Raw genomic sequence first — 23,010 nt, forward strand, 5'->3', positions numbered from 1 at the left:
CTCCTGCAGCGTGCCGGCGACGGGCGAGGGGATCTCGGTGTCGACCTTGTCGGTCGAGATCTCCAACAGCGGCTCGTCCACGGCGACGTCGTCGCCGACGGCCTTGAGCCAGCGGGTGATCGTGCCCTCGGTGACGCTCTCACCGAGCTCGGGCAGCTTCACCTCGGTCGAGTCGTCCGAACCGGACGTCTCCGGTGCGGGCTGCTCGGCCGGAGCGGCTTCGGCGGGAGCGGACTCCGCGGCGGGCTGGGCGGGGGTCTGCTCTTCGGCGGCGGGAGCCTCTTCGGCAGGAGCCGCTTCGGGCGCGTCGTCGGACGACGAGCTACCGGAGCCATCACCGATCTTCGCGAGGATCGCGCCGACCTCGACGGTCTCGTCCTCCTGGACGAGGATCTCTTCGATCACGCCCGAGACGGGCGAGGGGATCTCGGTGTCGACCTTGTCGGTCGAGATCTCCAACAGACCTTCGTCCTCCTGGACGGTGTCACCGACCTGCTTGAGCCAGCGGGTGACCGTTCCCTCGGTCACGCTCTCGCCGAGAGCGGGGAGGACGACGGAAGTGCTCATGGATATGTCTCCTTCGTACCGGATGCGGTGTCTAGCTTAGTGACGGCTGGGGGATCAGAGTGCGTGCAGCGGTTTGCCGGCGAGCGCGAGGAACGCTTCACCCAACGCTTCGCTCTGGGTGGGGTGGGCATGGACGAAGGGCGCGATGTCTTCCGGGTGCGCCTCCCATCCGACGGCGAGTTGCGCCTCGGTGATCAACTCGCCGACGCGATCGCCGACGAGGTGCGCTCCGACGATGGGCCCATCGACCCGCCGGACGATCTTCACGATGCCGGAGGTACCGATGATCTCGCTGCGCCCGTTGCCCGCGAGGTTGTACTCGTACGCCTGGACGGAGTCGGAACCGAAACGTTCCTGGGCCTGGGCCTCGGTGAGTCCCACGGAGGCGACTTCGGGGTGCGAATAGGCCACCCGGGGGACATCGACGTCGGGCACCAGAACCGGTGCGAGACCGCCGATCTCCTCCGCCACGAAGATGCCCTGCTGGAATCCGCGATGGGCGAGTTGCAGACCCACGACGATATCGCCGACCGCCCACACGTGCGCGGCGGTGGTCCGGAGTCGTTCGTCGGTCGAGACGAAGCCGCGCTCCAAACGGATACCGGCCTCCTCGAAGCCCATGCCCGAGGTGGCGGGACCACGTCCGACGGCGACGAGCACGTAGTCGGCCTCCAGGGTGGTGCCGTCGTCGAGCGAGACGGTCACACCGTCCGCGCGCTCGGCGACCGACGAGAACCGTCGCCCGAGCTGAAAGGCGATGCCGCGCTTGCGGAAAGCCCGCTCGAGCGCCTTGCTCGACGAGACGTCCTCGGCGGGGAGCAGATGGGGGAGCGCCTCGACGATCGTGACCTCGACGCCGAACGAGCGCCACACGCTCGCGAACTCGACACCGATGACACCGCCGCCCAGCACCACGACACGGTCGGGAACGACCTCGAGGTCGAGAGCCTGCTCACTCGTCAGGATCCGACCCCCGATCTCGAGACCCGGGAGGCTGCGGCTGTACGATCCGGTCGCGAGGATCACATCGGTCCCGCGGTACACGTCGTCTCCCACGCGCACGGCCGGACCCGCTTCGAGCGTCCCCTCACCGCGGACCACACGGATGCCGCGCGCCGAGATGAGCCCCTCGAGGCCCTTGAACTTCTTCGCGACGATGCCCTCACGGTAGGAGCGCACGCGAGCGGGGTCGATACCGTCGAACGACGCCCGTACCCCGATCTCCGCGGCCCCACGCGCGGCATCGGCGACCTCGGCGGCGTGGAGAAGCGCCTTCGTGGGGATGCACCCGCGGTGCAAGCACGTCCCGCCGAGCTTGTCCTTCTCTACGAGAACGACGTCCTTGCCCAATTCCGCCAGACGGAGGGCGGCGGCATACCCGCCGCTGCCCCCGCCCAGCACGACCACGTCGGCGCGGTACTCGGTCACCGGATGCTCCCCGCCGAGATCAACTCCACGAGCGAGCGCACGGTGGCGCCGGTCACGCCCTTGTCGGTGAAGCCATACGGCGCGCCCTTGTTCATGCCGACACCCGCGATATCGAGGTGCACCCAGGGGATGCGAGGAGCATCGGCCTCGTCGGACACGCGTCCGACGAAGTGTCGAAGGAACAGGCCGGCGAAGAGCGAGCCGCCCGCGGGGTCGCCGATCTTCGCGTTCTGCAAGTCGGCGATGGGGGAGTCCAGCTCATCGACCATGTGGGCGGGCAGCGGCAACTGCCAGGCCAGCTCGGACACGCGTCCCGCGGCAGCGAGGTACTCGGCGACCGCTTCGTCCTCGCCCATCACACCCGTGTGCCGGTTCCCGAGAGCGACGGTGATGGCGCCGGTGAGAGTGGCCACGTCGACGATGAGGTCGGGGTTCTCACGGCTCGCGGCGACGAGGCCGTCGGCAAGCACCAAGCGGCCTTCGGCGTCGGTGTTGAGCACTTCGACGGTGCTGCCGTCGAGCATGCGCAGCACGTCACCGGGACGGGTCGCGCGGCCCGACGGCATGTTGTCCGCGATGCACAGCCACGCGCTGACGCGGACCGGAAGCTGCATCTCGGCGGCCGCCCGGAGCACCGCGAGCACCGTCGCGGCGCCGCACATGTCGTACTTCATCCCCACCATCGAGGCGGCGGGCTTGAGCGACAGCCCGCCGGTGTCGAAAGTGATGCCCTTGCCCACGAGAGCGACGTGGCGCTCCGCACCGGTGGGGGAGTACTGCAGGTGCACGACGCGGGGCGGGCGGTCGGATCCCTGGCCGACGCCCAGGATGCCTCCGTAGCCGCCGTCACGGAGAGCCTGCTCGTCGAGCACCTCCACCTCTACGGGGAGACCCTTCACGGCCTCGACGGCGGCGTCGGCGAAGTCAGCCGGTCCGAGCCACTCGGCGGGGGTCGTCACGAGGTCCTTCACGAGCGCAACGGCGCCGGCGACCGCCGCCACGGCGGTCTGATCGGCCTCGGAGGGCGATGTGGCCGTGTGGACCGTCACGCGGGTCGCGCGGGCCTTCGGCGCCTCGCTCTTGTACCCGGCGAAGCGGTATCCGCCCAGGGCGGCGCCCTCGGCGAGCGTGCTCCACCCGGCCTCGACGAGCGACTGCACCGCGACGTGGTCGAAACCGGTGAGCTGACGAAGTCCCGTTCCGACGGCGTCGCGGAGGGCAGCGGCATCCGGACTCGCACCGGCGCCGACGACGGCGACGGGCAGAGAGACACCGGGGACGTGCACGCGCTGGAACGACCCGGACGCGCCGGTGAACCCGACGGACTTCAGCGACGCGCCCAGACCATCCCATCCCTGCGGATCGGAGGTCGCTCCGTCGGACTTCGCGACCACGAGGAGGATCGCATCGGCGTCGGACTCGAGGACGGAGCTGTCGGTGTGCGTCACGGAGGGGAAGGGCATGGGTTCCATCCTAGGTTCGCGACTTGCGGGCGAAGCGGGACACCCCGCGCGGTGGCTGTTCGCTAGAAGCGGGACGCTCCACCGCCGCCGTGTCCGGGGCGGCTCGTAGAGTGGGGACATGCCGTATCCCGCACCGTTGTACGACCGCGCTCCCGCCGCGCCGCCCGTGCCGTCGGGGCTGCCGCTAGTGATCGCTTTGACCGGCTTCACCGACGCGGGCGGTGCCGTGACACGTCTGGTGGAGTACTTCCGCGACGACCTCGAGCCTCACCCCGTGGTCGTGTTCGAGAACGACATGCTTCTCGACTACCGCGCGCGCCGGCCTCTCATCACCTTCGTCGAAGACCACCTGACCGACTACCGGCCGCCGAAGCTCGAGCTCTCGCTGGCCCACGACTCCCTCGGTCACCCGTTCCTCCTGCTGGCCGGCTACGAGCCCGATTTCCTCTGGGACGCCTTCGTCGAGAGCGTCCTCGAGATCAGCGCGGGGCTGCAAGTGTCGTCCGTGACGTGGGTTCACGCGATCCCCATGCCGGTGCCGCACACGCGTCCGATCGGAACGACCGTCAGCGGGACTCGCAGCGACCTCGCCGAGGCGCACTCGGTGTGGCGGCCTCACACGCACGTTCCGTCCACCGTGGGGCACCTCATGGAATACCGGTTCGCGGAAGCGGGCGCCAAGGTGTCCGGATTCGCCCTTCTCGTTCCCCACTACCTCGGAGACACCGAATACCCGGCGGCCGCATTGGCCGGACTCGACAGTCTCACGGTGGCGACGGGCCTGGTGTTCTCGGGAGAGGTGCTGCGCGAAGAGAACCGTGAGTTCCTCACCAAGGTCACCGAGCAGGTCGAGGGCAGCGACGAACTGACCCGCATGCTGCAGGGCCTGGAAGAGCGGTACGACGCCTACATGGCCGGCTCGACCTCGGCGACCCCGATCATCCATACCGGGGATCTGCCCAGCGCCGACGAACTCGCCGCGGAACTCGAGCGATTCCTCGCCACGCGGCCCGGCGACGACGACCGGCGCGGTCGGCTCGGCTGAGCCGGACCGAATCCCGCAGTTCGTCCACGGGCCGCATCCGGAGCTTTCCGCCTCCACCGGAGGAATACGTCGCGGCGCGCGGTGGTTGTCTACGCACAGATGCCCGGTGCACGTCAAGTCCCGCACCGGGAATGTGAGACAATGAAGAACCTGACCCGTTGTCGGCCGATCCCGGAGCCCGCTCCACAGGATGGGACTTGACAAGGGTCTTACTAGTGTCCGAGAACGACCGGCGGCCGTGCAACGCGCGTTCCCGGTGAAAGGCGAAACGTGGCAGGCACGAACACCAAGACCCGCTCCCGCAGTGCGAAGGACACAGACCTCGACACCGCGGAGGAGCCCACGACCGCGTCGAAGAAGACCGCGGCCAAGAAGGCCCCCGCCAAGGCCAAGGCCGCTCCCGCCAAGGCGAAGACCAAGGCCGGCGCCGACGACGACCTCGATGAGGACGACGTCGAGGAGGACATCGACGAAGAGATCGAGGTCGCCGACGACTCCGACGACGAGTCCGAGGACTCGGCGAAGCCCGCGGCCAAGAAGTCCGACGACGACAGCGACGACGACGACGAGACCCCGGCGACGCCCACCGAGGCCCTCCCGACCGGTGCGATCGTCATCTCCTCGAGCGACGAGGACGACGTCCCCGTCTACTCGGCGCAGATCACCGGCGCCACCGCCGACCCGGTCAAGGACTACCTCAAGCAGATCGGTAAAGTCCCGCTGCTGAACGCGGCCGAAGAGGTCGAGCTCGCCATGCGCATCGAGGCAGGCCTCTTCGCCGAAGAGAAGCTGTCGAACATGTCCGCGGCAGAGAAGACGAGCCAGCTCGGTCTCGACCTGCAGTGGGTCGCCCGCGACGGTCAGCGCGCCAAGAGCCACCTCCTCGGCGCGAACCTGCGTCTGGTGGTCTCGCTCGCCAAGCGCTACACCGGCCGCGGCATGCAGTTCCTCGACCTGATCCAGGAGGGCAACCTCGGTCTGATCCGTGCGGTCGAGAAGTTCGACTACACGAAGGGCTTCAAGTTCTCCACGTACGCCACGTGGTGGATCCGTCAGGCGATCACGCGCGCCATGGCCGACCAGGCCCGCACCATCCGCATTCCGGTGCACATGGTCGAAGTCATCAACAAGCTCGCCCGTGTCCAGCGTCAGATGCTGCAGGACCTCGGTCGCGAACCCACGCCCGAAGAATTGAGCCGCGAACTCGACATGACCCCCGAGAAGGTCATCGAGGTGCAGAAGTACGGGCGCGAGCCCATCTCGCTGCACACGCCGCTCGGCGAGGACGGCGACAGCGAGTTCGGTGACCTCATCGAGGACACCGAGGCGGTCGTGCCGGCCGACGCCGTGGGCTTCACGATGCTGCAGCGTCAGCTCGAGTCGCTCCTGGACTCGCTCAGCGAGCGCGAGGCGGGTGTCATCCGCATGCGCTTCGGCCTGGGGGACGGCCAACCCAAGACCCTCGACCAGATCGGCGACACGTTCGGCGTGACGCGCGAGCGCATCCGCCAGATCGAGTCGAAGACGATGGCCAAGCTGCGGCACCCCAGCCGTTCGCAGTCGCTCCGGGACTACCTCGAGTGAGCGGGCAGGCCAACGCCGGCAAGGCGCTCACCGTCACCGTCGAGGGCACGTCGTACGCCCGCATCCCGATCCGCACCCGGGTCGTCATGCCGGGCGACGACCTCGACGCCTTCATCCTCGAGTACGCGAAGGATGCCGTGCAGCCGGGCGACCTGCTGTTCGTCACCGAGAAGATCGTGGCGATCACGCAGGGCCGCTCGTTCAAGCTCGACACGATCAAGCCCCGCAAGCTGGCGCTCTTCCTGTCGAAGTACGTCACCCGCACGCCCTACGGCATCGGTCTCGGCATGCCCGAGACGATGGAGATGGCGCTGCGCGAGTGCGGCACCCCTCGCATCCTGTTCGCCGCGGCCGTTTCGGCCGTGACCAAGGCATTCGGTCGCAAGGGAGACTTCTACCGCATCGCGGGCGACAAGGCCCGCGCGATCGACGGCCCCACCAAGGGCACGATCCCGCCGTACAACCAGGCGGTCGTCCTGGGTCCGGAGCGCCCTCGTGAGGTCGCCGCGCACCTGAAGTCGCTGCTCGGCGTCGACCTGCAGGTCGCGGTCGTCGACATCAACGACCTGGGCGGCAACATCCTCGGGTCCACCATGGACAAGGCCGGCGAGAAGCGCCTCGTCGCGATCCTGAAGGACAACCCGCTCGGCCAGGGCCACGAGTCGACGCCGCTCGGCATCGTCCGCCCCGCCTGACACCGAACACACGGAAGGCCCGCTCTCTCATCGAGGGGCGGGCCTTCTCGGCATCCGGGAGCGCACAACTCCGGCAGGATCAGTCTGCCGCCGCTCGGAGTAGCGCGCTGGCGCGGGTACGCAGGAGTTGTGCCTGCGCGCGGCCGGAGCGCCCGACACGACCGAGCGCGAAGACGAGGGCGAGGCACTCCCGCGCGGCTGCCATCGCCGAACGACCCCGGAACCGCACAACTCCTGCAGAAAACCGTCGCGACCACGCCGATCGGCGTTCAGGCGCGGGTATGCAGGAGTTGTGCGACCCGCGCGACGGCGGGCCTCATGGCATCCGGTCGTCAGAAGCCGATCGCGGCTTGGTAACGGGGCTTGTGGCCGGTGCGGATGCCGGTGACGCTGGGCTTGTTCTCATAGACGCCGGCACCCCAGTTGCCCTCGACGAGCACGGGTCCCTCGGGGCCGACGACGATGTCCCAGCCGACGTACTGCACCTGCGGGACGACGCGGGCGACCTTGTCGACGAACGCCTTCACCTCGTCGATCATCGGCAGCTGGAAGTCGCCGATGCGGGCCCCGGAGTCGGGGTGGTTCTCGTGCACGTGCCCGTGCGAGTCGTAGCCGGCGCCGAGGGCGTGGCCGTTCTCGTCGAGCATCGTGTAGAAGCCGCCGAAGGTCATCTGGTCGCTCACCGCTCCGCGACCGAACTTCTGCGCCATGGCCAGGATGTGCGTCTTCTCCCCGTCGAAGAACGCCGTGACACGCGTGGTGTTGACGGTGCCGGGGCAGACGGCGGCGAGGTCGTCGTGCTGGCGGATGACCTCTTCGACGAGGATCTCGCCGCGCTCGAGCAATCCGCGGTGGAACTCCGCCCAGTCCTCGATCTCGGCCGCGTGGTAGCGGTGCACGCCGGTTCCGGCCTGGCCCACGGGCTCCTTGGTGACGATCGTGCCGAGACGCTCGGTGAAAGCGCGGAGCTCGTCGACGTTGCCTTGCTCCACGATCATCCAGTCGCGGCGGAGGAACTCGCTGAACCGGCGATCGAACTCGACCTTGTCCTGGAAGATGTAGCGATAGTCGGGGTGGTCGAACTTCTGCGAGATCTGGTTCGACACCGGGTGCGTCATGTACGTCGCGCGCTCGGCCGGGCTGAGGATCGCGAAGTCGTAGTCGATGTAGTCCTGGAAGCCGACGTTCTTCACGCCCGCCTGGTACAGCATGTCGGCGACCACGAGGGGCAGGGCTTTGCCGTGCTGCGCGGAGGCCTCTTTCGCTCGCTCGACCACCGACCCGACGTCGATGCGGCGGGCGCGTCCGGCGAGGTAGCGCAGACGGGTGACGGGGGAGAAACCCTGCTGAGGCATTGAGGCTCCGGGGTCGGGAACGGGGGACCCGGATAGTCTAGATGCCGTGACCTCCGCGCCTTCCGTCCGTGCCGACGCCGGCCGAGGAGTGGCTCCGGTGGCCCGCCTGTCGGAGTCGGCGTTGCGCGCGAACGCTCTTCTCGCTCCCGTCGGGCCCGTCGACGACGTCCTCGCCGTCGACGCGTGGGGCCACGGCGCGGAGTGGGTGGCATCCGTCCTCTCCACGCTGGACGTCGACGCCGGTGCCCTCGACGCGGCGACCCTGTTCGGGCTGCCCGGCGGCGATCCGCGGGCACGGCCCGTGCTGTCGCTGCACGGCCGCGTGCTCGGCACGAAGCCGCTGCGGGCGGGCGAGGGCGTGTCCTACGGCTACACGCACCGCGCCCCACGGGACACGACGGTCGCGCTCGTCACGGGCGGCTACGCGCAGGGCGTCGTCCGGTCCCTCGGCAACGCCGTCGACGTCGCGATCGACGGGCGGCGTCATCGGATCGTCGGCCGTGTCGCGATGGACGTCTGCGTCGTCGACGTCGGCACCGCGCGACCCGTCCGCGGTGCCGACGTGGTCTTCTTCGGCGACCCCGAGTCGGGTCAGCCGTCGCTCCGGGAGTGGATGGATGCCACCGGCTGGGGCGCGGGCGAGATCGTCGCGGCCATCGGTGCGCGTGCGGAGCGGACGGTGGGCGCATGACCGCCGAGTACCGGGTCGACCTCGACGCCTTCGCGCGCAATCTCACCCGGGTCCGAGAAGCCATCGCGCCCGCCGAGCACATGCTCGTCGTGAAGGACGACGCCTACGCGCACGGACTCGAGGCGATCGTGCAGCGGGCGACCGACGAGGGGGTCCGGTGGTTCGGCGCCTTCGACGTGGTGACCGGCCGAGCGGTCCGCGCCGTCGCCGGACCGGAGGCCCGGATCTTCGTCTGGCTGCTGGGCGGTGCCGACGACCTCGCGGACGGCATCGCGGCGGGTCTCGACCTCGGCATCGGCGACGAGTCCCTGCTCGACGACCTCGCAGCCCTCCCCGTGCCGACTGCACCGGCCCGCGTGCACCTCAAGATCGACACGGGCCTGCACCGCAACGGCATCCGTCCCGAACGCTGGGACGCGGCGTTGGAGCGCCTCTCCGGGCTTGTGGATGCCGGCCGCGCCCGGTTCGAGGGCCTGTGGTCGCACATCGCCGAGGCCTCGGATGCCGACGACGACGACGCGCGCGCGATCTTCCTGGCTGCGCGGGAATCCGCCGTCGCCGCGGGGCTCACGCCGCGCTACTCGCACCTGGCCGCCAGCGCCGCGGGGTTCGCCCGAGCGCCGTTCCGTGAAGACCTCGTGCGGGTGGGGGCGTTCTCGTACGGCATCCGCCCCGCAGGCGGACCGGGGGAGTCGGAGTTGGGGATCGAGCCGATCTCTGCCCTCGTCGGCACCGTGACCGGCGTCATGGACGACACGGTGCGCGTGGACGTCGGCTCTCTTCTGGGTATTCCCTCTTCGCTGTCGGGGCGATTCTCCGTCCACACGCCCGCGGGCCCGCGCCTGATGCTCTCCATCGACGCCACCTCTGCGGTGGTCGCAGGATGGCAGGATGCCGCGATCGGCGACGAGGTGACGGTGTTCGGGCGCGGGGGAGTGGCATCCGCGACCGATCTGGCGGAGCTGATCGACACGATCGGCGAGGAGATCGCTCTGCGGGTCTCGCCCGCCATCACCCGCCGCTACACGTCGAACGGGCCCCGTTCCGCTCGGTGAGGAGCGGCGCGAGGCCCGTTCGGATGAGTCTGGTCAGTCGGCGGCGTTGAGACGAGCGGTCTCGTCGTGCCACGACGTCGCGATGCTGCGGAGCTTCTCTTCGTACTTGCGTCCGTGGTGGGCGCAGAAGAGGAGTTCGCTGCCGTTGACCTCGGCGGCGATATAGGCCTGCGCCCCACAGGAGTCGCAGCGATCCGCCGCCGTCAGGCGGTGGTCGAGAACGACGGACGCTTCGGGTGCGGTCGTAGTGGTCATCTCGGGTGCCCTCCTCGTGGTCGTTGGGCGAGTCTGTCAATAGAACCACGGGGACGTTTCCCTTATGCCGCGTGGGCCTGACATTTCGCTGTGCGCGTACGTCGGCCCCGCGGGGCCGTGTGTCTGCAAGCCGATGTCGGGGCCCCCGATTACGCTGGGAGATCGTGACGTCCGAGTATTCCGCCCATCATCTCCAGGTCCTCGAGGGCCTCGAAGCGGTACGCAAGCGCCCGGGCATGTACATCGGTTCCACCGATTCCCGTGGCCTCATGCACTGCCTGTGGGAGATCATCGACAACTCCGTTGACGAGGCGCTCGGCGGGCACGGCTCGCGGATCGAGATCGTCCTCCACGGCGACGGCAGCGTCGAGGTGCGTGACCGCGCCCGCGGCATCCCGGTCGACGTCGAACCGCGCACCGGACTCACCGGCGTCGAGGTCGTCTTCACGAAGCTCCACGCCGGCGGCAAGTTCGGCGGCGGCTCCTACGCGGCCTCCGGCGGCCTTCACGGCGTCGGTGCGTCGGTGGTCAACGCGCTGTCCGAGCGTCTCGACGTCGAAGTCGACCGCAGCGGCAAGACCTACGCGATGTCGTTCCACCGGGGTGAGCCGGGTGTGTTCTCCGGCGACGGCCCCGACTCGACCTTCACCCCGTTCGAGCGCAGCAGCGAGCTCCGCGTCGTCGGCAAGGCCCCGCGCGGCGTGACCGGCACCCGCATCCGGTACTGGGCCGACCGCCAGATCTTCACGAAGGATGCCGCGTTCGGTTTCGACGAGCTCGTGCAGCGCGCGCGTCAGACGGCGTTCCTCGTTCCCGGGCTCGAGATCGTCATCGCCGACCAACGGGGCGAAGAGCCCGTAGAGACGAGCTACCGCTTCGACGGCGGCATCTCGGAGTTCGCCGATTTCCTGGCCCCCGACAGCGCGATCACCGACACGTGGCGCTTGACCGGCACGGGCACCTTCACCGAGACCGTCCCGGTACTCCAGCCGGGCGGGTCGATGGTGCCGACCGACGTCGAGCGCGCCTGCGAGGTCGACATCGCCGTGCGCTGGGGCACGGGCTACGAGACCACGACACGGTCGTTCGTCAACATCATCGCCACGCCCAAGGGCGGCACGCACCAGCAGGGCTTCGAGCAGGGGCTCATGAAGATCCTCCGGACGCAGGTCGAGCAGAACGCCCGCAAGCTCAAGGTCGGCAACGACAAGATCGAGAAAGACGACCTCCTCGCCGGCCTCACCGCCGTGTTGACGGTGCGCCTCCCCGAGCCGCAGTTCGAGGGACAGACCAAAGAGGTGCTCGGCACCCCGGCCGTGCGCCAGATCGTCGCACAGGTGGTCACGAAAGAACTCGCTGCCCGCTTCGCCTCGCCCAAACGCGATGACAAGGCGCAGACGGCGCTGCTGCTCGAGAAGGTCGTCTCCGAGATGAAGGCGCGCATCTCCGCGCGCACCCACAAAGAAACCCAGCGTCGCAAGAACGCCCTCGAGTCCTCGTCGCTCCCGTCGAAGCTCGTCGACTGCCGCTCGAACGACGTCGCCGACTCCGAACTCTTCATCGTCGAGGGCAACTCGGCGCTCGGGACGGCGCGCGACGCGCGCAACAGCGCCTACCAAGCGCTCCTCCCCATCCGCGGCAAGATCCTCAACACGCAGAAGGCGTCGATCAGCGACATGCTGTCCAACGCCGAATGCGCGTCGATCATCCAGGTGATCGGGGCCGGCTCGGGTCGTTCGTTCGACCTCGACGCGGCCCGCTACGGCAAGATCATCCTGATGAGCGACGCCGACGTCGACGGCGCCCACATCCGCACGCTGCTGCTGACGCTGTTCTTCCGGTACATGCGGCCGCTCGTCGAGGCCGGGCGCGTCTTCGCCGCGGTCCCGCCGCTGCATCGGGTGATCGTGATGAACCCGGGCTCCAAGCCCAACGAGACGATCTACACCTACAGCGAGCAAGAGCTGCACGCGCTGCTGGCGAAGCTCAAGAAGTCCAACAAGCGCTGGCAGGAGCCGATCCAGCGGTACAAGGGCCTGGGCGAGATGGATGCCGATCAGCTCGCGACCACCACGATGGACCGCGCCGGCCGCACGCTGCGCCGCGTACAGGTCCGCGACATCGAGGAAGCCGCCAAGGTCTTCGACCTGCTGATGGGCAGCGACGTGGCCCCGCGCCGCGAATTCATCGTGGACTCCAGCGACCGCCTGGCGCGCGAACGCATCGACGTCTGACCCGCGGCTTCCGGCCGAGGCCGTTCGTGCCGGCCCGACTCGGTGTGACGGCCCGAACCCGGTGCGACCGCCCGCCGCGGCGGGGGACCACGCCGAGTCAAGGCACGGCCCGAGCGGGTGCCCCTACGAGGGGCGACTCAGCGGATCGCGGTGCCGATCGCGCCGACGACCGCGTCGAGAGGCGTTCCCGAGGCGTCGCGCTTGGCTCCGGGTTCGGGCAGCGTCCGTACGGCACCGTCGGCGCCGACCGCGCGGGGGTCGGACCCGACCCATGCCAGGACGAGCGCATCCTCGCCGCGCAGCAGACGCTGTGCCCGCACGCCGCCGGTCGCGCGCCCTTTCGCAGGGAACTCCGTGAAGGCCGAGACCTTGGCGCTTCCGGCATCCGCACCGGTGAGAACGGCCGACGAACCGGCCACCGTCACGACGACCGCGTCGAACGCCGAACCCCCGACGACCGCGAATGCGATGACGTGCGCGCCGTCGGACAACCGGATGCCGGACATCCCGCCGGCCGAACGCCCTTGCGGCCGCACGGACGAGGCGTCGAACCGCAGGAGCTGCGCGTCGCTGGCCACGAAGACCAGTTCTGCGGCGTCCGATGCCGGGGCGGCACCGACGACCCGGTCGCCGTCGCGCAGAGCGATGATCTCGATCTCGGGCTTCGTGCCGAGTTCGCTGGCCGCGACGCGCTTCACGATGCCCTGGGCCGTACCGAGAGCGATCGGCGGACCGTCGATCAACGGCACGAGGGCGACGACCTGCTCGCCCCTGCCGAGCGTCAGGTACTGCTCGACCTTCGTGCCCGCGGCCACCTGGACGGCGTTGCCCGGCACCGAGGGGAGGTCGACGGGGGAGAAGCGCACGAGACGTCCGGTCGAGGTCACCGCGCCGATGTCGCCCCGGGTCGTGGTGTCGACCGAGGAGCGGATCGCATCGTGCTTGGCCCGGCGCGTGGGCGGCACGACGCCGCCGCCGGGGGCATCCGCGGTGAGCTCGGCGCGCACCATCCGCCCGGTGGCCGAGAGGAACACCCGGCACGGAGCATCGGCGATCTGCAGGTCGGCGGCTGCCGCAGCCTTGGCCGACCGGGGCTGCACCGGACCGCCGTTGAGCAGCATCGTGCGGCGGGGCGTGCCGTACGCCTCGGCCGCCGCCTCGAGCTCGGTCGCGACTTGCGCGCGCAAGAGGGTCTCGCTGCCGAGCAGCTCGACGAGCTGGTCGATCTCGGCCTGCAGTTGATCACGCTCGGCTTCGAGCTCGATGCGCGAGAACTTCGTCAGACGCCGCAAGCGGAGCTCGAGGATGTACTCGGCCTGGGGATGCGAGAGGTCGAAGACCTCCTGCAGACGCGTGCGGGCCTCTTCGCCGTCATCCGAAGAGCGGATGACCTGGATGACCTCGTCGATGTCGAGGATCGCGATGAGCAGACCCTCCACCAGGTGCAGGCGCTCGCGCTTGCGGGCCAGGCGGTACTCGCTGCGGCGCGTGATGACGCGCAGACGGTGGTCGAGGTAGACCCGCAGCATCTCCCGCAGTCCCAGGGTCTGGGGCTGGCCGTCGACCAGTGCGACGTTGTTGATGCCGAAAGAGTCCTCGAGCGGCGTGAGTCGATAGAGGTGCTCGAGCACCGCCCGCGGGTCGAAACCGGTCTTGATGCCGATGACGAGCTGCAGCCCGTGCTGCCGGTCGCTGAGGTCGGTGACATCGGCGATCCCGGTGAGCTTCTTGGACTGCACGGCGTCTTTGATCTTCTCGATCACACGCTCGGGTCCGACGAGATAGGGCAGCTCGGTGATCACGATGCCCGTGCGGCGCGGGCCGAGCGACTCGATCGATGCCTTCGCTCGCGTGCGGAAGGACCCGCGGCCGTGCGTGTACGCGTCCTTGATGCCGTCGAGCCCGACGATGATGCCGCCCGAAGGCAGGTCGGGGCCGGGCACGAACTCCATGAGCTCCTCTACCGTGGCATCCGGGTTCTGGAGGAGGTGCGTCGCCGCCCCGACGACCTCGATGAGGTTGTGCGGGGCCATGTTCGTGGCCATACCGACCGCGATACCGGTGGCGCCGTTGACGAGGAGGTTGGGGAAAGCGGCCGGCAGCACGTCGGGCTGCTGGAACTGCCCGTCGTAGTTCGGGATGAAGTCGACGACGTCCTCGTCGAGGTTCTCGGTGAGCGCGAGCGCGGGCGGCGCCAGTCGCGCCTCGGTGTACCGGGGAGCGGCGGGGCCGTCGTCGAGCGAGCCGAAGTTGCCGTGCCCGTCGATCAGAGGCACCCGCAGCGAGAAGTGCTGGGCCAGACGCACCAGGGCGTCGTAGATCGGGGCGTCGCCGTGGGGGTGCAGCTTCCCCATGACCTCGCCGACGACTCGCGCGCTCTTGACGTGACCGCGGTCGGGCCGCAGACCCATCTCGGCCATCTGGTAGAGGATGCGGCGCTGTACGGGCTTCAGACCGTCGCGGGCGTCGGGGAGCGCCCGCGAGTAGATGACCGAGTAGGCGTATTCGAGGAAGGACCCCTGCATCTCGGTCGAGACATCGACGTCTTCGATGCGCTCGGCGACGGGGGAAGCGGCGGAGGAACGGGAATCGGGCATAGGTACGGCCTCGGGTCGGGCGGGCGTCGTTCTCGACGGGGGCGAGGAGTCGTATGGAAGACTGGCCCCGATGTCTCTCAGCCTACCGGCGGGTCCGCCGCGTGCCCGGAGCCTCACCGGTGTGGTGACTCAGGCGATCGCCGCCCTCGAGGGTCGGTCGGAGTGGTTCGCCCCCGCCCGCAGCGCCGTGGTGTTCGTCGTCGACGGGCTCGGCTCGCACAACCTGGCCGAGCGCCGTGGCCACGCGCGTTTCCTCGGCTCTGCCGGCTCGCGCCGCGACGTCGCGCGAACGGTCTTCCCCTCGACCACGGCGGCGGCGTTGACGAGCCTGCTCACCGGCACCGAGCCGGGGGAGCACGGCATCGTCGGCTACCGCACGCGGATCCCGGGCACATCGATCGCGGCGAATCAGCTGCACGGGTGGGAGACCGACGGCCTGGATCCCTGCACGTGGCAGCGCAGCCGTCCGCTGCTCGAGATCGAAGCCGAGCGCGGACGACCGTGCTTCGTCGTGTCCCGCCCCGACTACACCGGCACCGGATTCACCGCGGCGACACTGCGCGGCGCGGAGTTCGTCTCGTCCGCCGATGTGCGCGAGCGCGCGGCGATCGCCGCCGACCTGGCCGCGCGGCATCCCGGAGCCCTGGTCTACCTCTACGCGCCCGATCTCGACACGGCCGGCCACCGCGACGGCTGGGAGTCCGACCGCTGGACCGACGCCCTCGAACGCGTCGACGCCGCCGCGCGCGACCTCGACGGCGCGATCGACCCCGGCACGGGCGTGCTCGTCACCGCCGACCACGGCATGGTCGACGTTCCCGCCCACAAGCACGTGCTGCTGTCGGACGGCGACCCTCTGCTCGAGGACGTCGAGATCGTCGGCGGCGAGCCCCGGATGCTCCACCTCTACGTCACCCCGGGGCGCGCGGATGCCGTGGCGTCACGGTGGCGGGAGCGAGAGCAGTCGCGGGCGTGGGTCCTCACGCGCGACGAGGCGATCGCGGCCGGGTTGTTCGGCTCGGTCGCCCCCGAGGTGAGCGAGCGCATCGGCGACGTGCTCGTGGCCGCGCGCGGACGCTTCGCCTACTACGACGACCGCGAGAGCGACAAACGCCCTCAGCGCATGGTGGGCCAGCACGGGTCGCTGACCGACGAGGAACGGACGGTTCCGCTCCTGCGCCTCGGCGCGTTCGCCTGAGAGCTGCGCTGACTCAGCTCTCGTCGCTGCGCGCCCCGAAGACGATCTCGTCCCACGAGGGCATGGACGGTCGCCCCTTCGTGCGCCGCCCGGAGTCCGAGGATGCCGAGGGACCGGGGGTCCGATCCGGTTCGGTCTCGGTCGTCTCGGGCTCCTCCGCGCGGTAGCCCGGCTCGAGAGCGTCGAAGAGCGCGACGGGGGCACTGGGCGTGCGGGGTTCGGGTTCGCGGACCTCGGGCGTCCCCGGCAGGGGTTCGCGCTGTCCGCGTCGGCGACGCAGCGCCTCGAGGAGGTCGGCCGTCTCGGACGAGGTCACCGGTGCGTCGGGAGCCCGCTTGATCGCCGCAGCCTGAACCGCGGTGCTCACCGGACCAGTGGCCTCGACGCCGGGCTCATCCTCGATGTCGAGACGCCGCGGTCCGAAAGCGCCGCTGTCGAAGCGCGTGTCGTCCTTGGGGAGCGGAGTGTCCAGGGCACGCAACCGGGGGATCAACCCTTCGGGCAGCGAACCCTGGCGGGAGAGCTGGATCGCGTCGGAGTTCTGCGGCGACAGGCTGCTGCGGCGGGGGTCGAAGCCCCAGCGGGCGTCATGGTCGATGCCGTTGGCGGTGAACTCGAGCTTCACCATCCACCCCGACGGGTCCTTCCAGCTCGTCCACCGTTCCGCCGATGCGCCGGCTTCGCCGAGCTTCGCGCGGACGGCGGCTCCGAAGGTGACCGGGGCGTCGTGCTCGAGGGCCCCTCCGAGCAGCACGGGCACCGAGAGGGCCTGGGCGACGACGTGCTCGCGCTCGGCGAGCACCGGGCCTTCGAACCTCTCGACGTCTTCGACGCGGGCGTTCAGCAGCGCCGCGACCTCGCGCGCGGAGAGCCCCGCGCGAATGTGCGCCTGAATCTCGCGCGGGCTCGGGCGGGGCGCGCGCTCGTCGTCGTGCTCGCGCCCACGGCGCGCACGGCGCGCCTCGGCGCGCAGCACCTCATCGAGCGGCAGGGCGAATCGTTCGCCCGTCTCGGTCGCGACGACGAGGACGTCATCCTCGGTTCCGATGACTTTGAGCTGTTCCATGCGAAACACCCCTCCGATCTGCGGTCGACGCCCATGCTGTCATGGCCCCGCCGCCGGAGCCGGGAATATCGCGGGCGCGCCGCGAGTTTGACGCCTCGCAGCCCGCACTCACCCCGCCGAGCGCATTTGCTTATCGGGGTCGGGTCATGCAAACTATGGCCGCCCGTTCGGGCGATGCACCACAGAAAACCGGAAGTAGAGACCTTCACGCATGGCCACCGATTACGACGCACCGCGCAAGACCGAGGACGACAGCGAGTCGATCGAGGCCCTCAAGGAGCGCGTGCCCGACAAGACGTCGGGGTCGATCGACAACGAGGATGCCGACAACCCTTCGGGCTTCGAACTGCCCGGGGCCGACCTGTCGGACATCGAGCTCGACGTCGTCGTGCTTCCCGCTCAGGAAGACGAGTTCACCTGTATGAACTGCTTCCTGGTGAAGCACCGCTCCCAGATCGCCGAGGAGAGCGGCTCCGGCTTCATCTGCCTGGAGTGCGCAGCCTGACCTGAGCGCGCTGGATCGCCGCGACGAGGCGATCCGGCGTCCGGGTGGACACCACCCACATCGGAGTCGGATCATCGGGGTCGGTCACGGGTACCGTGACGATCCCGTCGATCCCGCCCCGGATGACGTGCCAGGCCCGTCGGTCGAGACCACTCCCGCGGGCCGTTCGCGCCTCTTCGGCCACGACACCCGCGGGAACCCCGAGGAGCTCCACGGGGATGTGCGCCCGACCGGCGTGCAGTTCGCCGTCGCGTACCTCGACGAGGGGGGAGAGCGCGACGAGCGCCGCGACGATCCCGACGCCCACCACGAGTCCGACCACCAGGGCGAGCGTGGTGTCGATGGGCGAGAAGACCAGCGCCGCCATCGGGCCGCAGACGGCTGCCGCGCCGAGAGCCCACAGCGATGGGCTCAGGCGTTCGCGGTACTCGATTCCGGTGCGGATGCCGCACCCCCTCTTCTGCATTACCCTCGTGGGGTGACCGAAACGGTGGACGTCCTCATTGTCGCATCCGAGCCCCCGGTCTTCGCCCACCCCGGCGATGCCGGAGCCGACCTCGTCGCCGCCGAGGCGGTGACGCTGCAGCCCGGTCGCCGCGCGCTCGTCTCCACCGGCGTGCGGATCGCCCTGCCCGACGGGTACGCCGCGTTCGTCGTCCCGCGAAGCGGCCTGGCCGCCAAGCACGGGATCACGATCGTCAACTCGCCGGGCACGATCGACGCGGGCTACCGCGGTGAGATCAAGGTCGCCCTTCTGAACACCGACCTCGACGACGCGTACGAGATCGCGGTCGGCGACCGCATCGCGCAGCTGATCGTCATGCCCGTCCCACCCGTGCGCTTCATCCCGGTCGACGACCTCCCCGCCAGCGTGCGCGGGCAGGGCGGCTTCGGATCCAGCGGCTACCAGACCCCTTCAGGGAGCACCCGATGACCGACGAATCCGACCAGCAGATCGAGGCCGCGCCGCCCGCCAAGAGCGGTCCCGTGGACCGCGAGACCGCGGGCCCCTTCGACGAGGCCGAGGCGAACGCCGTCCGCCCCTACATCGACCTCGGCGGTATCAAGATCCTGCCGCGCGAGGGACTCAACCTTCGCCTCGAGGTCGAGGAGCAGACCAAGCGGATCGTGGCCGTCGGTCTCGACTACGCCGATTCCACTCTGCAGGTGCAGCCGTTCGCGGCGCCCCGCACGAGCGGACTGTGGGCCGAGACGCGGGATCAGATCCGCCAGCAGGTCAAGCAGCAGGGCGGCCGGGTCGAGGAGCGCGAGGGCCCGCTGGGCCCCGAGCTCCTCGCCGAGGTCCCGGTCGTGGCCGGTGCGGACGGCTCGGCCAAGCGCCTCGCCCGCTTCGTCGGCGTCGACGGACCGCGCTGGTTCCTGCGCGGCGTCATCGGGGGAGCCGCGACATCCGACGTCGAGGCGGCCGCGGCGGTCGAAGACCTCTTCCGTTCGATCGTCGTCGTCCGCGGCGGATCGCCCATGCCGCCCCGCGATCTGATCCCCCTGCGGATGCCGTCCGCCCCCGGCACGGCATGAGCGACGCTCCGCGCCCCGACGACGCCGACCGCGTCCCGCTCGAGCCCCCGTCGGCGGCCGACAGCGTGTCGGCGGCACTGGGCAGCGCCGCGCGCCGGGCGGGACTGGACCCGTCGAAGCACTCCTCGACCGGCGCCGCCGTGTGGTCGGCGATGGGCGGGTGGCGCGGCATCCTGGAATCCGTCCTGCCGTCGCTGGCCTTCGTCGTGCTGTTCACCGTCACGATCGATCCCGAGACGCGCCAGGGCGATCTGCTGCTGAGCCTCGGCGTCTCGGTCGGGCTGGCCCTGGTCTTCACGATCGCCCGCCTGGTCGCCAAGTCGCCGCCGAGCGCCGCCATCGGCGGCCTGTTCGCCACCGTCGCAGCCGCCGTTCTGGCACTGTTCACCGGTCGCGGGCAGGACAACTTCGTCTTCGGGTTCTTCACGAACGGCGCCTACGGCACCGCGTTCCTCGTGTCGGTGCTCGTCGGCTGGCCCCTCATCGGTCTGGCGGCCGGCTACCTGCTGGGAGAGGGCACCTCATGGCGCGCCGACAAGCGCCAGCGCCGCGTGTTCTCCTGGCTGTCGCTCGGGTGGGCGGCCCTGTTCGCCGCGCGATTGATCGTTCAGCTCCCGCTGTACTTCGCCGGCGACGTCACCGCACTCGGAACCCTGAAGATCATCATGGGCCTGCCCCTGTTCGCTCCCATGCTCGCGGTCACGTGGCTCGCCGTGCGGGCTCTCTCCCCACGTCGCGAGGCCTGATATATTTATCTTGATATCAAGATAAATCTCCCTTGCTCCGCGGTTAGGTCGGCCTTCCTGGCATCGTCCGCACACCCCGGGGAAGATGGGAGAGGGCGGGCCGACGCCTGCGCATACGCCGACGAAGGAGACGATCGTGTCCACGGTTGACAGCTTCGGTGCCAAGAGCACCCTGACGGTCGGCAGCACCGACTACGAGATCTTCCGCATCGACACCGTCCCCGGGTTCGAGAAGCTCCCGTTCAGCCTCAAGGTGCTGCTCGAGAACCTCCTCCGCACCGAGGACGGCGCGAACGTCACCGCGGAACAGATCCGCGCCCTCGGATCCTGGAACCCGGATGCCGAGCCCGACACCGAGATCCAGTTCACGCCCGCGCGCGTCGTGATGCAGGACTTCACCGGCGTCCCCTGCATCGTCGACCTCGCCACGATGCGCGAGGCCGTCACGGCCCTCGGCGGCGACCCCAACCGCATCAACCCGCTCTCGCCGGCCGAGATGGTCATCGACCACTCGGTCATCGCCGACCTCTTCGGCAGCGAGAACGCCCTCGAGCGCAACGTCGAGATCGAGTACGAGCGCAACGGTGAGCGCTACCAGTTCCTCCGCTGGGGCCAGACCGCGTTCGACGACTTCAAGGTCGTGCCCCCGGGCACCGGCATCGTCCACCAGGTGAACATCGAGCACCTGGCCAAGGTCGTCTACGACCGCTCCGTCGACGGCGTCCTGCGCGCCTACCCCGACACCTGCGTCGGCACCGACTCGCACACCACGATGGTCAACGGCCTCGGCGTCCTGGGCTGGGGCGTCGGCGGCATCGAGGCCGAGGCCGCGATGCTCGGTCAGCCCGTGTCGATGCTCATCCCGCGCGTGGTGGGCTTCAAGCTCAGCGGCGAGATCCCCGCCGGCGTCACCGCGACCGACGTCGTCCTCACGATCACCGACATGCTGCGCAAGCACGGCGTCGTGGGCAAGTTCGTCGAGTTCTACGGCGAGGGCGTGGCATCCGTGCCGCTCGCCAACCGCGCGACCATCGGCAACATGAGCCCCGAGTTCGGTTCAACCGCGGCGATGTTCCCCATCGACGACGTCACGCTCGACTACCTGCGCCTCACCGGCCGCGACGAGCAGACCGTCGCGCTGGTCGAGTCCTACGCCAAGGAGCAGAAGCTCTGGCACGACGCGGCGCGCGAGCTCGTCTTCAGCGAGTACATGGAGCTCGACCTCTCCACCGTCGTCCCCTCGATCGCCGGCCCGAAGCGTCCCCAGGACCGCATCCTGCTGTCCGAGGCGAAGTCGCAGTTCGAGAAGGACATCCTCAACTACGCCGCCGCGTCCACCTCGGACTCGATCGTCGACCTCGAGAGCGACCAGTCGTTCCCCGCCTCCGACCCGGGCCCCGTGCCGGGCGACGAGCACACCCACACCGGTGAGGTTCTCATCTCCTCCGGACACCCCGCCAACGCGTCGAAGCCCGTCAAGATCACCACGCCCGAGGGCCAGTCGTACCTGCTCGACAACGGCGCGGTCACCCTGGCCGCCATCACGTCCTGCACGAACACGTCGAACCCCTCCGTCATGATCGCGGCGGGTCTTCTCGCCAAGAACGCCGTCGACAAGGGCCTGAAGCGCAAGCCGTGGGTCAAGACGACGCTCGGCCCCGGCTCGAAGGTCGTCACCGACTACTACGAGAAGTCGGGTCTCGACAAGGCGCTCGAGGGTCTGGACTTCTACACCGTCGGCTACGGCTGCACCATCTGCATCGGAAACTCCGGCCCCCTCATCGAGGAGGTCTCCGAGGCGATCAACGAGAACGACCTCGCCGTCACGGCCGTCCTCTCCGGCAACCGCAACTTCGAGGGTCGCATCAGCCCCGACGTGAAGATGAACTACCTGGCATCCCCGCCGCTGGTGGTCGCCTACGCCCTGGCCGGCTCGATGAACTTCGACTTCGAGACCGACCCCCTCGGCAAGGACCAGAACGGCGAGGACGTCTTCCTCAAGGACATCTGGCCGGCGCCCGACCAGGTCCAGACCATCATCGACGCGTCGATCTCACGCGAGCAGTTCATCCAGCAGTACGCCACCGTCTTCGAGGGCGACGAGCGCTGGAAGAACCTGCCCACCCCGACCGGCCCGATCTTCGAGTGGGATGCCGATTCGACCTACGTCCGGAAGGCGCCCTACTTCGACGGCATGTCGATGGAGCCGTCCCCGGTCAGCGACATCAGCGGCGCGCGCGTCATGGCGGCCCTCGGCGACTCGGTCACGACCGACCACATCAGCCCGGCCGGCAACATCAAGGCGGGCACGCCCGCCGCGCAGTACCTCACCGAGCACGGCGTCGCGCAGAAGGACTTCAACTCCTACGGCTCGCGCCGCGGCAATCACGAGGTCATGATCCGCGGCACGTTCGCGAACATCCGCCTGAAGAACGAGCTGACCGCCGCGGTCAACGACGGCAAGGTCGTCGAGGGCGGGTACACCCGTGACTTCACGCAGCCTGGTGGTCCGCAGTCGTTCATCTTCGACGCGAGCCAGAACTACCAGGCGCAGGGCACCCCGCTGGTCATCTTCGGCGGCAAGGAGTACGGCTCCGGCTCGTCGCGCGACTGGGCGGCGAAGGGCACGAACCTGCTCGGCGTCAAGGCGGTCATCACCGAGAGCTTCGAGCGCATCCACCGCTCGAACCTCATCGGCATGGGCGTCGTCCCGCTGCAGTTCCCCGCGGGCGAGAGCTGGAAGTCGCTGGGCCTCGACGGCACCGAGATCGTCTCGATCGAAGGCCTCGAGCAGCTCAACGAGGGCGTCACGCCCAAGACCGTGAAGGTCACCGCCGAGCCGAGCGAGTTCTCGCCCGAGGGCAAGCAGACCGTGACGTTCGACGCCGTGGTCCGCATCGACACCCCCGGTGAGGCCGACTACTACCGCAACGGCGGCATCCTGCAGTACGTGCTGCGTTCGCTCGTCTGACGCCACCGCACCGCGC

At 69.5% G+C, this 23,010-nt stretch carries 20 protein-coding genes; 12 read left to right on the plus strand and 8 right to left on the minus strand.

The features are described 5' to 3' along the window. From FE256_RS01935 to FE256_RS01945, 3 genes are all read right to left on the minus strand, one after another. Positions 1-567, minus strand: a 567-nt coding sequence (locus tag FE256_RS01935; protein ID WP_289508567.1) for a biotin/lipoyl-containing protein, incomplete at its 3' end; no start/stop codon positions are given. A gap of 54 nt (positions 568-621) precedes the next feature. Further along, positions 622-1,995 (minus strand): dihydrolipoyl dehydrogenase, encoded by a 1,374-nt coding sequence (gene lpdA, locus FE256_RS01940; RefSeq protein ID WP_138172545.1) that lies wholly within the window; start codon positions 1,993-1,995, stop codon positions 622-624. Further along, the gene (locus FE256_RS01945) at positions 1,992-3,458 is read right to left on the minus strand and encodes a leucyl aminopeptidase (RefSeq protein ID WP_138172546.1); all 1,467 of its coding nucleotides are present in this window, start codon (positions 3,456-3,458) and stop codon (positions 1,992-1,994) included. The genes lpdA and FE256_RS01945 overlap by 4 nt, the downstream gene beginning before the upstream one ends. 118 nt (positions 3,459-3,576) lie before the next feature. Between FE256_RS01945 and FE256_RS01950 the strand changes: the two genes are divergently transcribed. The 3 genes from FE256_RS01950 (at position 3,577) to FE256_RS01960 (ending at position 6,782) form a co-directional block, all read left to right on the plus strand. Then, positions 3,577-4,503, plus strand: a complete 927-nt coding sequence (locus tag FE256_RS01950; RefSeq protein ID WP_138172547.1) for a proteasome assembly chaperone family protein — start codon at positions 3,577-3,579, stop codon at positions 4,501-4,503. Between the two features lie 270 nt (positions 4,504-4,773). Beyond that, positions 4,774-6,087, plus strand: coding sequence for an RNA polymerase sigma factor (locus FE256_RS01955; RefSeq protein ID WP_138172548.1), 1,314 nt, complete (start codon positions 4,774-4,776; stop codon positions 6,085-6,087). Next, a complete protein-coding gene (locus FE256_RS01960; protein ID WP_138172549.1) occupies positions 6,084-6,782 on the plus strand; it encodes a coenzyme F420-0:L-glutamate ligase in 699 nt (232 codons plus the stop codon). The genes FE256_RS01955 and FE256_RS01960 overlap by 4 nt, the downstream gene beginning before the upstream one ends. Before the next feature lie 332 nt (positions 6,783-7,114). Here FE256_RS01960 and FE256_RS01965 read toward each other — a convergent pair whose 3' ends face one another. Continuing rightward, positions 7,115-8,137 (minus strand): sugar-transfer associated ATP-grasp domain-containing protein, encoded by a 1,023-nt coding sequence (locus tag FE256_RS01965; protein ID WP_138172550.1) that lies wholly within the window; start codon positions 8,135-8,137, stop codon positions 7,115-7,117. Positions 8,138-8,183: 46 nt separating this feature from the next. On the opposite strand from FE256_RS01965, the gene FE256_RS01970 reads away from it, so the two are divergent. Then, entirely contained in the window at positions 8,184-8,828 is a 645-nt protein-coding gene (locus FE256_RS01970; protein WP_212743457.1) for an alanine racemase C-terminal domain-containing protein, read from the plus strand. Next, complete coding sequence (locus FE256_RS01975) at positions 8,825-9,883, plus strand: alanine racemase (RefSeq protein WP_138172552.1); 1,059 nt, start codon at positions 8,825-8,827, stop codon at positions 9,881-9,883. Before FE256_RS01970 ends, FE256_RS01975 begins: the two co-directional genes overlap by 4 nt. A gap of 33 nt (positions 9,884-9,916) precedes the next feature. On the opposite strand, the gene FE256_RS01980 is transcribed toward FE256_RS01975, so the two are convergent. Next, positions 9,917-10,138, minus strand: coding sequence for a DUF7455 domain-containing protein (locus FE256_RS01980; protein WP_138172553.1), 222 nt, complete (start codon positions 10,136-10,138; stop codon positions 9,917-9,919). 161 nt (positions 10,139-10,299) lie between these two features. Here FE256_RS01980 and FE256_RS01985 point away from each other — a divergent pair, with 161 nt between their 5' ends. Further along, positions 10,300-12,372 carry a DNA gyrase/topoisomerase IV subunit B gene (locus tag FE256_RS01985; RefSeq protein ID WP_138172644.1) on the plus strand — a complete coding sequence of 691 codons (2,073 nt, stop codon included), beginning with the start codon at positions 10,300-10,302 and terminating at the stop codon, positions 12,370-12,372. A gap of 137 nt (positions 12,373-12,509) precedes the next feature. Here the strand turns inward: FE256_RS01985 and FE256_RS01990 are convergent, their stop codons facing one another. After that, complete coding sequence (locus FE256_RS01990; protein WP_138172554.1) at positions 12,510-14,969, minus strand: DNA gyrase/topoisomerase IV subunit A; 2,460 nt, start codon at positions 14,967-14,969, stop codon at positions 12,510-12,512. 70 nt (positions 14,970-15,039) lie between these two features. On the opposite strand from FE256_RS01990, the gene FE256_RS01995 reads away from it, so the two are divergent. Then, positions 15,040-16,167 carry an alkaline phosphatase family protein gene (locus tag FE256_RS01995; RefSeq protein ID WP_138172555.1) on the plus strand — a complete coding sequence of 376 codons (1,128 nt, stop codon included), beginning with the start codon at positions 15,040-15,042 and terminating at the stop codon, positions 16,165-16,167. A gap of 13 nt (positions 16,168-16,180) precedes the next feature. On the opposite strand, the gene sepH is transcribed toward FE256_RS01995, so the two are convergent. Further along, positions 16,181-17,233, minus strand: coding sequence for a septation protein SepH (sepH, locus tag FE256_RS02000; protein WP_138172556.1), 1,053 nt, complete (start codon positions 17,231-17,233; stop codon positions 16,181-16,183). A 211-nt stretch (positions 17,234-17,444) separates the two neighbouring features. On the opposite strand from sepH, the gene FE256_RS02005 reads away from it, so the two are divergent. Then, positions 17,445-17,738 (plus strand): DUF4193 domain-containing protein, encoded by a 294-nt coding sequence (locus FE256_RS02005; RefSeq protein ID WP_138172557.1) that lies wholly within the window; start codon positions 17,445-17,447, stop codon positions 17,736-17,738. On the opposite strand, the gene FE256_RS02010 is transcribed toward FE256_RS02005, so the two are convergent. Beyond that, positions 17,713-18,204, minus strand: coding sequence for a DUF3093 domain-containing protein (locus FE256_RS02010; RefSeq protein WP_138172558.1), 492 nt, complete (start codon positions 18,202-18,204; stop codon positions 17,713-17,715). The genes FE256_RS02005 and FE256_RS02010 overlap by 26 nt on opposite strands. A gap of 12 nt (positions 18,205-18,216) precedes the next feature. Between FE256_RS02010 and dut the strand changes: the two genes are divergently transcribed. From dut to FE256_RS02030, 4 genes are all read left to right on the plus strand, one after another. Next, positions 18,217-18,672, plus strand: a complete 456-nt coding sequence (gene dut / locus FE256_RS02015; RefSeq protein ID WP_138172559.1) for a dUTP diphosphatase — start codon at positions 18,217-18,219, stop codon at positions 18,670-18,672. Further along, complete coding sequence (locus FE256_RS02020; protein WP_138172560.1) at positions 18,669-19,277, plus strand: DUF3710 domain-containing protein; 609 nt, start codon at positions 18,669-18,671, stop codon at positions 19,275-19,277. Before dut ends, FE256_RS02020 begins: the two co-directional genes overlap by 4 nt. Next, the gene (locus FE256_RS02025) at positions 19,274-20,023 is read left to right on the plus strand and encodes a DUF3159 domain-containing protein (RefSeq protein ID WP_138172561.1); all 750 of its coding nucleotides are present in this window, start codon (positions 19,274-19,276) and stop codon (positions 20,021-20,023) included. The genes FE256_RS02020 and FE256_RS02025 overlap by 4 nt, the downstream gene beginning before the upstream one ends. 136 nt (positions 20,024-20,159) lie before the next feature. After that, the gene (locus tag FE256_RS02030; protein ID WP_138172562.1) at positions 20,160-22,994 is read left to right on the plus strand and encodes an aconitate hydratase; all 2,835 of its coding nucleotides are present in this window, start codon (positions 20,160-20,162) and stop codon (positions 22,992-22,994) included. Positions 22,995-23,010 lie beyond the last annotated feature (16 nt).

It is taken from the genome of Microbacterium sp. 5K110 (genome assembly GCF_005774735.1).
Lineage (GTDB): Bacteria > Actinomycetota > Actinomycetes > Actinomycetales > Microbacteriaceae > Microbacterium.